Below are 13207 nucleotides of genomic sequence, written 5' to 3'. Positions count from 1 at the left end.
TACCTCAGGCAATCTGCGGCCACAACAAAAAGCCGTTCGCGAGGACACCTGTCCGTCAGACGGTCCCCGGGAGAACGGCAATGCCAGAGATCAAGATTATCACCGAAGTCGCCGGCCGCGTGTGCGCACTTCCTGTCACAACCGGGGGCAATGTCGGCGACGGCGACGAGATCGCTTTCGTCGAAGCCATGAAGATGGAAATTCCGGTGACGTCGACGACGGCAGGAAGAATCAAGGCTATCCTGGTCAAGCTCGACGACGTCATCGCTGAAGGACAGGTCGTCGCAATCATCGAAGCTTAACCGGTTCACGGCATAGACGTGCTTGCGACGATTCCGCGACAATCTGTCCAGCTCGGGTGTCGAAGTCTGCGCACCTAACGTTGCCATCGCCAGCAGCCGATGACATGATCAACGCTAACGAGAGACTTTCGCATAGCGAAAACTATCTGAGGGAAAACTATGATTCATCCGTTGAAGGCGCTCGCGCCAATTGCCCTTGCAGGCATCTCGCTGCTGGCCGCGCCGGCCCGGTCCGAAGACGTCAAACTGCCGCCGACCATGGTGGTCACCGCCTATGACACCGGCACCGCGGGCTTCAACATCGCCGTCGGCGTCGGCAAGATGATGAAGGACAAATACGGCACCGACGTCCGCGTGCTGCCCGCCGGCAACGACGTGGCGCGACTGGCGCCGCTGCGCGCCAAGCGCGCGGCCATGTCCGCGATGGGCTCCGGCAGCTATTTCGCCCAGGAAGGCGTGTTCGAATTCGGCACCAAGGAATGGGGTCCGCAAGCCTTGCAACTGGTGCTGTCAACCGTCGACTGCAACGCGGCTTCACTCGGGGTCGCCAAGGATACTGGCGTGACCGAGATCAAGCAGCTCAAGGGCAAGCGCGTCGGCTTCGTGGTCGGTTCGCCGGCGCTGAACCAGAACGCGCTCGCGATCCTGGCGTTCGGCGACCTCAAGCAAAGCGACGTCAAGGTCGTCGAGTTCTCGAGCTACGGCGCGATGTGGAAGGGCATGATCAACAACGACATCGACGCCGCCTTCGCCACCACCATCACCGGCCCTGCCAAGGAACTCGAGACGTCGCCGCGCGGCATCGTCTGGCCGCCTTTGCCCCCCGGCGACAAGGCCGGCTGGGAGCGCGTGAAAAAGGTTGGCTCGTTTTTCTTCCCGCACGTCGCGACCTGCGGTGCCGGCATCACCAAGGACAAGCCGATCGAGCTCGGCAACTACCCCTACCCGATCTTCGTGTCTTACGGATCGCTGGCCGCCGACGAGGTCTATGCCATCACCAAGGCGATGATCACGGGCTACGACGCTTACAAGGATGCCGCGCCGGGCGCGGGCGGCCTTGCGGCCGACCGCCAGACCAAAAACTGGGTGGTGCCGGTGCATCCGGGCGCAGCCAGGGCCCTGAAGGAAGCCGGTCAGTGGACCGACGCACAGGAAGCCCACAACAAGGAATTGCTGAAGCGTCAGCAGGTGCTGGCCGCCGCATGGACGGACTATGGCAAGTCCAGCCCACCTGCAGATGACAAGGCGTTTCTCGACGGCTGGATGAAGGCGCGCGCTGCGGCGCTGGCAAAGGCGAATATGCCGAACGGCTTCGAATAGCACCGACGCTATTCGCTCAAGTCGAAGGCCAACACCGTTTCGGGGGAAACAATGTCACCTTCTGCGAGCGATAGCGTAGTCGCGCCGGCACAGCAAATTGTGTTCGACGACCCGCATGCCAACATGCAGGAAGCCGAAGTCACGCGCGTGCGAACGTTGCGCGGGGCGTGGCGCTGGGCGCTCGTGGTCGCGACCGCGGTCACCATCCTTTTGTGCATCAACCAGCAATTCTCGCTGCGCTTCTTCCTCGGCTACACACAGCTCAACACCGAGTATTTCTATCTGCTGATCGCGCTGATGCTGCCGTTCACGTTCCTGATCTTCCCGGGAACCGAGCGCGCGCCGCTCGATCGAATTCCCTGGTATGACATCCTGCTTTTCCTCGTCACCTTCGCCTGCGCCATCCTCCTGATGCGCAGCGTCCGCAAGGCGGCTGAAGCCGGCTGGGAATTCGGCGGCGCGCCGACGACCGTCATTGTCGCCGGCGTCATCATGTGGGCGGTGCTGATGGAGGCATTGCGACGCACCGGCGGCTGGAGCCTGCTGTTGAGCGTGCTGCCGTTTACGGTCTATCCCCTGTTCGCCGACGCGAAATGGCTGGGACCGTTCCGCGGCACCGAATCGACGCTCGAACAGGCAACATCCTATCACGTGCTGTCGGGCGAAAGTCTGCTCGGCATCCCGATCCAGGCCTTTGCCGACACCGTGATCGGCTTTTTGGTATTCGGCACCGCGCTGATGATGACGGGCGCCGGAAAATTCTTCATCAACATCGCCTTTGCGCTGTGCGGCACTTTCCGGGGCGGCGCGGCGAAAGTCTGCATCTTCGCCTCCGGCCTGCTCGGCATGATGTCGGGCTCGATCATCTCCAACGTGCTGACCGCCGGCACCATGACGATTCCGGTCATGAAGAAGAGCGGCTTCCGAGCCTCCTATGCCGCCGCGATCGAGGCCTGCGCGTCGACCGGTGCGGTGCTGGCGCCGCCGGTGATGGGCGCGACCGCATTCGTGATCGCACAGTTCCTCAACGTCAGCTATGCCGACGTCGCCCTCGCCGCGATCATTCCGGCGACGCTGTATTACATCGGCCTGTTCATGCAGGTGGATTCCTATGCCGCGCGCCACGGGCTAAAGGGCATTCCGCGCTCCGAGCTGCCGAAGGTCTGGGACACCATCAAGGAAGGATGGTACTACATCTTCGTCATCGCGCTCCTGATCGTGATGCTGCTGTATTTCAAGCGCGAGAGCCATGCGCCGTTCTACGCGACGGCGCTGCTGCTGGTTTTGAACCAGTTTTTCTCGAAGGATACGCGCTGGACACTCGCGACCATCAACAAGTTCCTCGAGGTCAACGGCCGCACCTTCGTCGAACTGGTCGGCATCCTGGCCGGTTGCGGCCTCTTGATCGGCGCGTTCTCGATGACCGGCGTGGTCTCCAGCCTCGCCAACGACCTGTTGCGGATCGCCGGCGACAATGCGTTGCTGCTGCTCGTGATGTGCGCCTTTACCAGCCTCGTTCTCGGGCTCGGACTGACGACGACGGCCTGCTACATCTTCCTCGCCATCCTAGTGGCGCCTGCGCTGGAAAAGCTCGGCCTCAACCGCATGGCCGTGCACATGTTCATCTTCTATTGGGGCATGCTGTCCTCGATCACGCCGCCGGTCGCCATCGCCTCCTTTGCCGCGGCCGGCATCGCCGGCTCGCCGGCGATGAAGACGGGATGGGAATCGATGTGGGTCGGCAGCATCATCTACTTCATCCCGTTCTTCTTCGTGCTGAACCCGGCGCTGGTGCTGCAGGGACCAAGCCCGTATCTGGAAGGGCTCGGCTTGATGGCGCTGGCGGGCTTCGGCACGCTGTTCATCTGCGGCGGCATCCAGGGCTACCAGGCGTTTGTCGGCGACCTCAGAGGTGCCGGCGCGCTGGAATGGCCGCTGCGGATATTGCTCGTGATCGGCGGCTTTGTGGTCGCGACGCCCGGCGGAGGCATCATGCCGCTGTCGCAATGGCAGGTCACCTCTGTTGGATTGGCGATCCTGATCCCGACCGTTCTGATCGCGCTCGTGCTGATACGGCGCCAGACGCTGGCGCCGAACCAGTTGCGCGCCCCCTGATTGCGTTGCACAAGAGGAGGCGATGAAACAATCGCCACCTCCGCTTAGCGCCAGCCCCGCGGCCTGGACCAGTTCGAAACCGCCCTTGCTGCGGTTCCTGAATGCGTGCCACGCCGAGTTCGCGACTGAGACCAGCGGCACGGTCGCCGACTACATCCCCGAGCTCGGCAAGGCCGATCCTGCCCATTTCGGCATCAGCCTCGCCACCCTCGACGGCCATGTCTATGAGGTCGGCGACACCGAGATCCCCTTCACCATCCAGTCGATGTCGAAACCGTTCGTGTTCGCGCTGGCGCTCGACACGCTGGGTGCGGCGCGGGTCGAAAGCGTCATCGGCGTCGAACCGTCGGGCGATCCCTTCAACTCGATCCGCCTCAACACCGAAAACCATCCCTTCAACCCGATGGTCAATGCCGGTGCGATTGCCTGCTCCGGCCTGATCCACGAGGCCAAGGGCGACGCCACGTTCGAGTACATCAGGCATGCACTGGGCCGGTTTGCCGGGCGCGATCTCGACGTCGACGACGCCGTCTATGCCTCCGAAAGCACCACCGGCGACCGCAACCGCGCGATCGCCTATTTGCTGCGCACCAATGCCGTGATCAAAGACAACGTGGCTGCCGTACTGGAGGTGTATTTCCGGCAATGCGCCATCCTGGTGACGGCGCGCGATATTGCGGTGATGGCGGCGACGCTGGCCAACCGCGGCATCAATCCCGTGACCGGCGAACAGGTGCTGACGCCGTATGCCATCTCGCGGACGCTCTCCGTGATGACGAGTTCCGGTATGTACGATTACGCCGGGGAATGGATCTACCGCATCGGCGTCCCCGCCAAGAGCGGCGTTGGCGGCGGCATCCTTGCGGCGCTGCCGGCGCGGCTCGGGCTCGGCAGCTATTCGCCGAAACTCGACAAGCACGGCAACAGCGTGCGCGGCATCAGGGTCTGCGAGGCGCTGTCATCGCATTACGACCTCCACATGCTCAACCGCAGCGACGACGCGCGCAACAGCATCATCGCCGATTACGACATCGGCAACAGCCCGTCGCGGCGCGTGCGGCGTGCGCAGGAACAGAACATCCTCGCCGCGCATCACCGGGACGTTCGTGTCATCGAACTCGTGGGCACGCTGTCGTTCTCCAATGTCGATTACGTCTCGCGCCAGCTTGCGGCCAAGCCGCGGCCGCAACTCGTTATCTTCGACCTGCGCCGCGTCACGGCCATGACCCGCGCCGGCACCCGCCTGCTCGCCGAGGAGTTCCGCGAACTGGCGGCGCACCATGTCACCGTGATTCTGTCCGGCATCAGGCGATCATCGCCGGAATGGAAGATGATCGGGGAATGGACGGAAGGTCTCACCAACATCCGCAACTACTATTTGCTCGACGCCGCCATCGAATGGGCGGAAGATCAGGTGGTCTATCGTTACGGCGGCGCGATCGACTTCTTCGAGGCGACCGAACTGTCCGAACAGGCGCTGCTGGCGGGGCTGACGGACGAAGAACTGACCGATCTGGCCTCACTCGCCACCATCAGGACCTATCAGGCGAACGAAAAGATTGTCGCCGCGGGTGAACCCGCAACTTCCCTGTTCTTTCTCAGGAGCGGCGTCGTGCATGTCACTCTGCCCGACGGCATCCGCTTGGCGACGCTGACGGCGGGCATGCCGTTCGGCGAGATGGCGCTGTTGGACCCGCGACGCTCCGCCGACGTCTTCGCCGACATGGCCGCGACCGCTTACGAAATCCCGCTCCGCGATTTCGAACGTTTCCGAAAGCAGCATCCGCGCGCCGGCGAGCGCATCATGCGCAATCTCGCGCAATTGCTGGCCGATCGCCTGATCCTGGCCAATGCCAAGGTGAATCTGTTGACGCCGAGCTAGGACGTAGCTGGCTGGCTCGCTGCTCTACGCCCCCGCTTTACCCCGCCCGTTCTTCTCGGCGGCGCGGCGCAGGGCTTCAGCAAGTGCGCCGCCCTGCTCCTGCGCTTTGCTCGGCGCGGATGACGTCATCGACGCCTTGGAATACTCGCGCATCTTGCTTTCCGACAGCTTGGGGCCCTTGGTGCCGACTTCGTCGTCGAGCCGCAGCGTCAGCGCGATGCGCTTGCGGGCGACCTCGACCTCCAGCACCTTGACCTTGACGATGTCGCCCGGCTTCACCACCTCGCGCGGGTCCTTGATGAAGGTTTTCGACATCGCCGAGATATGAACCAGCCCGTCCTGGTGCACGCCGATATCGACGAAGGCGCCGAACGCTGCGACGTTGGTCACGGTGCCTTCCAGGATCATGCCGCGCTTGAGGTCCTTGATCTCCTCGACGCCTTCCTTGAACACGGCGGCCTTGAAGGCCGGGCGCGGGTCGCGGCCGGGCTTTTCCAGTTCGCGCAGGATGTCGGTGACCGTGGGCAGACCAAACGTTTCGTCGACAAAGGCCTGCGGCGTCAACTGGCGCACGATCTCGGCATTGCCGATCAGCGCCTTGATGTCGCTCTTGGACGCCGCGAGGATCCGCCGCACCACCGGATAGGCTTCCGGATGCACGCCGGACGAATCGAGCGGGTCTTCACCGCCGTTGATGCGCAGGAAGCCTGCGCATTGCTCGAATGCTTTTGGTCCGAGCCGCGGCACTTCCTTCAGGTCTTTTCTTGATTTGAACGGCCCATTGGCGTCGCGATGCTGCACGATGCTTTGCGCCAGTCCTGCGCCGATGCCCGATACCCGCGCCAATAGCGGCGCGGAAGCCGTGTTGGCATCGACACCGACGGCGTTGACGCAATCCTCGACCACGGCATCGAGCGAGCGCGCCAATTTTGTTTCGCCGAGATCGTGCTGGTACTGCCCGACGCCGATTGCCTTCGGATCGATCTTGACCAGTTCCGCCAGCGGATCCTGCAGGCGGCGTGCGATCGACACCGCGCCGCGCAAGGTGACGTCGAGTTCCGGCAATTCCTCGGATGCAAAGGCCGAGGCGGAGTAAACCGATGCGCCGGCCTCTGACACCACGATCTTCGACATCTTCAGGTCCGGCAGCAGCTTGACCAGTTCGGTCGCCAGCTTGTCGGTCTCGCGCGAGGCGGTGCCGTTGCCGATCGCGATCAGGTCGACGCGGTGCGCGACCGCGAGCTTGCCCAGCGCCGCCAATGTCGCGTCCCATTGCCGCTGCGGTTCGTGCGGATAGACCGTGGTCGTCGCCACCACCTTGCCGGTGGCGTCGACGACGGCGACCTTGACGCCGGAGCGATAGCCGGGATCGAGCCCCATGGTGACGCGCGCGCCAGCCGGCGCCGCCAGCAGCAGATCGCGCAGATTCGAGGCGAACACTCGCACGCCCTCGGTTTCCGCCGCCGTCCACAGCCGCATCCGCAGATCGATGTTGAGATGGACCTGGATCTTGGTGCGCCAGGCCCAGCGCGCGGTCTCGACCAGCCAGCGGTCGCCCGGGCGGCCCTGATCGGAAATGAGAAAGCGCTGCATGATCTTCAATTCATACGCGCTCGGCACGTTGGCGACCGGCACTTGCGCATCGGGCAATATCTGTAGCTCGAGGATTTCTTCCTTCTCGCCCCGAAACAGCGCGAGAATGCGGTGCGACGGCAGCTTGTGGAGGGCTCCGTTGTAGTCGAAATAGTCCTTGAACTTCTCGCCCTCGATCTTCTTGCCCTTGCGCACGGTCGAAACCATTACCCCCTTCGACCACATTTCTTCGCGCAGCTTCCCGATCAGGTCGGCGTCCTCGGCGAATCGCTCCACCAGAATCGCCCGGGCGCCCTCGAGCGCGGCGGCGACGTCCGCGACCTGCTTCTCGGCATCGACGAAACCGGCAGCGACGACTTGCGGATCGTTCTGCGGCTGCGTCAGCAACAGCTCCGACAGCGGTTCGAGGCCGGCTTCCTTGGCAATCTCGGCCTTGGTGCGGCGCTTCGGTTTGAACGGCAAATAGATGTCTTCCAGACGCCCCTTGCTGTCGGCTGCCATGATCGCCGCTTCCAGTGCGGCATCGAGCTTGCCCTGCTCGCGGACCGAATTGAGGATGGCCGTGCGGCGTTCTTCGAGCTCGCGCAGATAGGTGAGGCGCTCCTCCAGATTGCGCAATTGGGCGTCGTCGAGCCCGCCCGTGATTTCCTTGCGGTAGCGCGCCACGAACGGGACGGTAGCGCCACCGTCCAGCAGCTCGACCGTCGCCGCGATCTGCTGTTCGCGAACACCAAGCTCTTCTGCAATCTGTCGATTGATATTTGCCACGCGACCTCTTTTCCAAAGCCGTTTGCGGCGGCAGGACCGGCCGCGGGACGCAGCTTATGGACCATCTCGGATTGATTTGCCAACCCGCCGCACGAAACAAATTGATCTGTGGATGGTCCCACCCGGCAACTTAATTCGTATCAAAGACCGGCCGGCGATACGACCAGATAAGGGTGGATCGATGGCGCTGCAGTGTGTAAACGGACGCTCCCTCCACGGAGTACCCATGTCGATCTGCGGCCTTGATTTCGGAACGTCGAACACGACGCTCGGCACCATCGAGCGCGCGGCGCCCGTTCTGGCGGCGCTGGAGGCGGCGCAGACCGCGATTCCCAGCGCGATCTTCTATGAGGCGGATAGCGGCGTTCTGATCGGCCGCAGGGCCGTGGAAGCCTATGTCGAAGGTGCTCCCGGCCGCCTGTTGCGGAGCCTCAAATCGGTGCTCGGAACCTCGCTGATCGACGAAACCACGCGGCTCGGACGCGCCCGGGTCAGTTTTCGCGACGTGATTGCCTACTACCTCGGCGCGGTCAAACGCCGCGCGGAACAGGCCACCGGCCGCCAACTGCGCAACGTCGTCCACGGCCGTCCTGTACACTTCGTCGACAACGCGCCGGACGCCGACCGCAAGGCCGAGCAGACCCTGCGAACGATCGCGCAGGGGATTGGATTCGAAGACGTCACGTTCCAGTTCGAGCCGATCGCAGCCGCCCTCGACTATGAGCGACAGATCACGTCCGAAGAGGTCGCATTGATCGCCGATATCGGTGGCGGCACGTCCGACTTTTCGATCGTGCGTCTGGGGCCGGAGCGCCACGGCAAGGCCGATCGCGCCGCCGATATTCTCGCCAATGACGGCGTGCGCGTCGGCGGCACCGATTTCGACCGTCAGCTCAGCCTCGGCGTGGTCATGCCCCTGTTCGGCTTCGGCAGCGCCATGAAGCGTCCTGGGCTCGACGTGCCGTCGAGCTATTTCCACGACCTCGCGACCTGGTCGAACATCAACCGCATGTATGAACCGCGCGTGCTCGCCGATATCCGCCAGGTGCGGCAGCAGGCCGCCGAGCCGGAACTTCTCGACCGGTTGATCCGCGTGGTTCACGAACAGCGTGGCCATACACTGGCCATGGAAGTCGAAGACGCCAAGATCGCACTGTCCGAGCAGCGCCGCTCGGCAATCCCGCTCGCGTGGGTTGCCCCGGGCCTCAGCGCGGACATCGGCCGCCCCGATCTCGTCAGCCATACGAAACAGTTGGCCGATCGCATCGCAGTCCGCATCAAGAATTGTCTCGTTCAGGCGGGATTGGCTGCCGGCGATATCGACTCCGTGTTCCTGACCGGCGGTTCGGTGAAACTCGCTCACGTGCACAAGGCGATCACCAAGGCCGTGCCGACGGCCCGCATCGTCGAAGGTGACATCTTCGGCGCCGTCGGCAAGGGACTGACGCTGGAGGCGCTGCGACGGTACGGGCCTGCGAACTGATAACGGCCGCCCGTCAGCCCACCACTTCCGTCACCGGCTGCATGTCGATGGCAAAGGTTTCCAGGAACTTCGACGTCATGATGTAGAAGCCGACCGAGAGCTGCAGCTCGACCAGCGCGCCCGGCGTCAATTTCGAGGCAATCGCGTTGAACGTCGCATCTGTCGGTTTGTGACGCCTGATGATCTCATCGGTGAAGGCAAGCGCCGCGCGCTGCACTTCGTTAAAGCAAGTCGCCGATTCCCAGTTCTCCAATGCCTCGTTCTGATCGTCGGTGACGCCAACGTTCTTGCCGATCCGCTTGTGGGCGACGATTTCATAGGGTGCCTCGCACAGGATGCCGGTGCGGGTGATGGCGAGTTCGCGCAGGATCGGGTCCAGTTCGCCCTTGTGCCTGATGGCGCCGCCCAGCCGGCAGTATTGTTCGAGATAGCTCGGCGAGTGCGCCATCATCCGGAAGATGTTGGCATTGCGGTTTTTGCCCAGCAATTCGCGGGTGCGCTCGTTGTGTTTGGCGGGATCGCTATAGTCGACGCGGGCCATTCATCACCTTGGGGTTTTATGTATTTTCTGATTTGCTGACAGGTAGATCATGCACTGCAGCAGTCATTGGATCAACCGCCGAAAGACGGCCGGTACGACGTCCAGGCCCGAGCCTTGGGCGCTGGACACGCTCCAAAAAACTCCCTCTCTCGTGCACAAACCGGCTGCGAGGGAGCCAAATTGCCGCCTCAATGCTGGTCGATTCTGAGACTGTCGATATTCGCTGAGTGGGGACTCAAAGGAGCGAATACTCGTCGCGGGGTGTTCCGAGTAAAACCAAACTGAGCTCATCAGGCCTTCACGGGCAACGATGACTCATGCCCAAGTCTAGGGAGTTAGGCATGAAGGAAGCCACCAGGAAGGCGGCCTCGGAAGCGCTTGCGCAGACGCTGGCGGTAACAGCGATGCTCGTGATCGCTAGCGTTGTGTTCTACTGGCACTGAATGTTGACGCGTCGAAGCACTCAGATTTTCACCTGTTCCGCGTAATTCTGGGTTGCTTCGTAGCGTGAGCATTGATGGCTGACATTCATCTCGTCTTCTCAAAATACGGGACCAGCCTTCCCGCGAACGGCCGATAGCTCACGGTCACAGAGTCGCCGATCGCCAGGTCGTTGGCACCATGGGCCATCATGCGAAAGCCCTCGGCCGCATCGACCAGCACGATACTGTAGGGAACATGCGCGCGCGTCTCCGGCGTTGCGGCGCGGCATACCAGCGACCTCGCATAGACCGTCGCTGCCCCACTGGCGCGTTTCTCAGTCGGATCCGGCGCACCGCAGGCGGCGCAGAAACTGCGGTGGAAATACTGCACGGCCCCGCAAGGACCGCAGGACTGATAGACGATGACCTCCGCGCCCTTGATCCAGTCGGCGATTCTCTCGGTCATCGCACCCGCTCCAGGAACATGCTGACATGCGACGACAGCACGCCGCCGTCGCCATGCAGCAGCGCGACCGAGGCATCGCGGACCTGCCGGGCGCCGGCGCGCTCGGTCATCTGCAGATGGGTCTCGACCAGATGCGCCATCGCACCACCGACGCCGCAATGACCGTAACTCAAAAGGCCGCCATGGGTGTTGAGCGGCATGGCGCCGTCGCGGCCGAAATGCCCTGCCCGTACCCGCGCGGCCGCCTCGCCGCGCCCGGCAAGGCCGAGGTCTTCCAAAAGCATCGCCAGCGTAATGGTAAAGCTGTCGTAGACGGCGGCGTAACGCACATCCGATATCGCGACGCCGGACGCGGCCTTGGCCTTGGCAATCGCGATCTCGGCACCGAGTTCGCTGAAAGCAGGCGCGGCCGTCACGTGCTGATGGGTATGCGCCTGCGCTGCGCCGCGGACGCGAATGCCGGTCGCGGAGGTCGGCTCGCGGCTGACCACGAACGCCGCGCCGCCGTCCGACACCGGGCAGCAATCCAGCAATTTCAGCGGCATCGCCACCGGTTTTGAGGCCATCACGTCGGCGACAGTGATGGGCTCGTGGAACTGGGCGCCGGGATGGGTCAAAGCGTGGGCGCGCATCAGCACCGCGAATTCGGCAAGGTCTTCCTGGGTGACACCATATTCGTGCATGTAGCGCGATGCGACCAGGCCGTAATAAGCGGGGATGGTCGGTCCAAGTGTAACCTCGTAATCGGCGTGACCGACCTGCGCCAGCGCCTGGATCGAGGCGTCGCGGCTCTGCCCAGTGAGACGATTTTCGCCGCCGACCACCAGCATATGCTTGGCGACGCCGGCGTCGACCAGATGATGCGCCAGCATGGTCATGGCGAGGCCCGTGGCCCCGCCGACCTGCACGGCATGCGCGTAGGATGGCTGGATGCCGAAATGCTCGGCGAACACCGTCGCCAGCATGATGTGCGGCGAGACCGTCGAATAGCCGCAGAGAATGCCGTCGATCTCGGAGCGCTTCAGCCCGGCATCGGCAATGGCAAGCTCGGCCGCCTTGCTCATGAGATCGAGCGAGGACGAGCCTTCATGCTTGCCGTAGGACGTCAGCCCGACGCCGGTGATGAAGCTCATGACCGTCTATTTCTCAGTACGACTTCGGCAGTCCCAGCACCTTCTCGGCGATGAAACTGAGAATGAGCTGCGGGCTGATCGGCGCGATGCGGGGGATCAGGGATTCCCGCAAATAGCGCTCAACGTGATATTCCTTGGCGTATCCGAAGCCGCCATGCGTCATGACCGCCTGCTCGCAGGCGTGGAAGCCGGCTTCGGCGGCGAGATATTTAGCGGCATTGGCGGCCGGTCCGCATTGCATGCCCTGATCGTATTGCCAGCCTGCGCGCAGCACCATCATCCACGCGGCTTCCAGCTCCATCCAGTTCTTCGCCAGCGGATGCTGGATGCCTTGGTTCATGCCGATCGGGCGGTTGAACACGATGCGGTTCTTGGCGTAGGCCGCAGCGCGCGACAGCGCGATCTGGCCGAGGCCGACCGCTTCCGCTGCGATCAGGATGCGCTCGGGATTCATCCCGTGCAGAATATATTCGAAGCCGCGGCCTTCCTCGCCGAGGCGGTCCTCGACCGGGATCTCAAAGTTCTCGAAGAACAATTCGTTGGAGTCGACGGGCTTGCGGCCCATCTTTTCGATCTCATGCACGGTGACGCGCTGCTTGTCGAAATCCGTGTAGAACAGGCTCAAGCCGTGGGTCGGGTTCTTCACCTCTTCCAGCGGCGTGGTGCGCGCCAGCAGCAGGATCTTGTTGGCGACCTGGGCGGTGGAGATCCAGACCTTCTGGCCATTGACGACATATTTGTCGCCCGTGCGCACCGCGCGGGTCTTCAACTGCGTGGTATTGAGCCCGGTATTGGGCTCGGTCACCGCGAAGCAGGACTTGTCGCGGCCGTCGATGATCGGCGGCAGCATGCGCGTGCATTGCTGCTTGGTGCCGAACACGACGACGGGGTTGAGACCGAACACGTTCATGTGGACGGCAGACGCGCCGGACATGCCGGCACCGGATTCCGAAATTGTCCGCATCATGATCGCGGCGTCAGTGATGCCGAGCCCCGACCCGCCATATTCCTCGGGGATGCAGATGCCGAGCCAGCCGGCATCCGCCAGCGCGCGGTGGAAGTCGGCGGGGTAGCCGCCCTCCTTGTCCTTTTTCAGCCAATAGGCATCGTCGAAGCGCGAGCAGATCTTTGCGACCGCGTCGCGGATCGATTCCTGGTTGGCCGACAGCGCAAAATCCATCT

10 protein-coding genes are annotated in these 13207 nt (G+C 63.2%); 5 read left to right on the top strand and 5 right to left on the bottom strand.

Annotation, left to right across the window (positions count from 1 at the left end; genetic code table 11):
- Positions 1-80: 80 nt before the first annotated feature.
- The 4 genes from V1288_RS25495 (at position 81) to glsA (ending at position 5619) form a co-directional block, all read left to right on the top strand.
- Positions 81-302, top strand: coding sequence for an acetyl-CoA carboxylase biotin carboxyl carrier protein subunit (locus tag V1288_RS25495; RefSeq protein ID WP_334359661.1), 222 nt, complete (start codon positions 81-83; stop codon positions 300-302).
- 159 nt (positions 303-461) lie between these two features.
- Positions 462-1622 (top strand): TAXI family TRAP transporter solute-binding subunit, encoded by a 1161-nt coding sequence (locus V1288_RS25490; RefSeq protein WP_334359660.1) that lies wholly within the window; start codon positions 462-464, stop codon positions 1620-1622.
- 51 nt (positions 1623-1673) lie between these two features.
- Positions 1674-3737, top strand: a complete 2064-nt coding sequence (locus V1288_RS25485) for a TRAP transporter permease (RefSeq protein ID WP_334359659.1) — start codon at positions 1674-1676, stop codon at positions 3735-3737.
- A 22-nt stretch (positions 3738-3759) separates the two neighbouring features.
- On the top strand, positions 3760-5619 hold the full coding sequence (glsA, locus tag V1288_RS25480; protein WP_334359658.1) for a glutaminase A: 1860 nt from the start codon (positions 3760-3762) through the stop codon (positions 5617-5619).
- Between the two features lie 24 nt (positions 5620-5643).
- Here glsA and V1288_RS25475 read toward each other — a convergent pair whose 3' ends face one another.
- The gene (locus V1288_RS25475; protein ID WP_334359657.1) at positions 5644-7980 is read right to left on the bottom strand and encodes a Tex family protein; all 2337 of its coding nucleotides are present in this window, start codon (positions 7978-7980) and stop codon (positions 5644-5646) included.
- A 226-nt stretch (positions 7981-8206) separates the two neighbouring features.
- Here V1288_RS25475 and V1288_RS25470 point away from each other — a divergent pair, with 226 nt between their 5' ends.
- Positions 8207-9463 (top strand): Hsp70 family protein, encoded by a 1257-nt coding sequence (locus V1288_RS25470; RefSeq protein WP_334359656.1) that lies wholly within the window; start codon positions 8207-8209, stop codon positions 9461-9463.
- Positions 9464-9476: 13 nt separating this feature from the next.
- On the opposite strand, the gene V1288_RS25465 is transcribed toward V1288_RS25470, so the two are convergent.
- The 4 genes from V1288_RS25465 to V1288_RS25450 all read right to left on the bottom strand — a co-directional run bounded on the left by V1288_RS25465 (position 9477) and on the right by V1288_RS25450 (position 13205).
- The gene (locus V1288_RS25465) at positions 9477-10004 is read right to left on the bottom strand and encodes a carboxymuconolactone decarboxylase family protein (protein WP_334359655.1); all 528 of its coding nucleotides are present in this window, start codon (positions 10002-10004) and stop codon (positions 9477-9479) included.
- A 528-nt stretch (positions 10005-10532) separates the two neighbouring features.
- Positions 10533-10892 carry a Zn-ribbon domain-containing OB-fold protein gene (locus V1288_RS25460; RefSeq protein WP_334359654.1) on the bottom strand — a complete coding sequence of 120 codons (360 nt, stop codon included), beginning with the start codon at positions 10890-10892 and terminating at the stop codon, positions 10533-10535.
- Positions 10889-12025: a thiolase family protein gene (locus tag V1288_RS25455; RefSeq protein WP_334359653.1), complete on the bottom strand. Its 1137-nt coding sequence runs from the start codon at positions 12023-12025 to the stop codon at positions 10889-10891. Before V1288_RS25455 ends, V1288_RS25460 begins: the two co-directional genes overlap by 4 nt.
- A gap of 13 nt (positions 12026-12038) precedes the next feature.
- Positions 12039-13205, bottom strand: a complete 1167-nt coding sequence (locus V1288_RS25450; protein WP_334359652.1) for an acyl-CoA dehydrogenase family protein — start codon at positions 13203-13205, stop codon at positions 12039-12041.
- Between the last annotated feature and the right edge of the window lie 2 nt (positions 13206-13207).

Source organism: Bradyrhizobium sp. AZCC 2176, assembly GCF_036924645.1.
Classification (GTDB): Bacteria; Pseudomonadota; Alphaproteobacteria; order Rhizobiales; family Xanthobacteraceae; genus Bradyrhizobium.
Note: the sequence above shows the minus strand (reverse complement) of the source record. Positions and strands in the feature narration are given on the sequence as shown.

Coding starts and splice junctions, on each gene's coding strand:
- V1288_RS25495 (WP_334359661.1), top strand. CDS start 81: ATGCCAGAGATCAAGATTATCACCGAAGTCGCCGGCCGCGTGTGCGCA.
- V1288_RS25490 (WP_334359660.1), top strand. CDS start 462: ATGATTCATCCGTTGAAGGCGCTCGCGCCAATTGCCCTTGCAGGCATC.
- V1288_RS25485 (WP_334359659.1), top strand. CDS start 1,674: ATGTCACCTTCTGCGAGCGATAGCGTAGTCGCGCCGGCACAGCAAATT.
- glsA (WP_334359658.1), top strand. CDS start 3,760: ATGAAACAATCGCCACCTCCGCTTAGCGCCAGCCCCGCGGCCTGGACC.
- V1288_RS25470 (WP_334359656.1), top strand. CDS start 8,207: ATGTCGATCTGCGGCCTTGATTTCGGAACGTCGAACACGACGCTCGGC.
- V1288_RS25465 (WP_334359655.1), bottom strand. CDS start 10,004: ATGGCCCGCGTCGACTATAGCGATCCCGCCAAACACAACGAGCGCACC.
- V1288_RS25460 (WP_334359654.1), bottom strand. CDS start 10,892: ATGACCGAGAGAATCGCCGACTGGATCAAGGGCGCGGAGGTCATCGTC.
- V1288_RS25455 (WP_334359653.1), bottom strand. CDS start 12,025: ATGAGCTTCATCACCGGCGTCGGGCTGACGTCCTACGGCAAGCATGAA.
- V1288_RS25450 (WP_334359652.1), bottom strand. CDS start 13,205: ATGGATTTTGCGCTGTCGGCCAACCAGGAATCGATCCGCGACGCGGTC.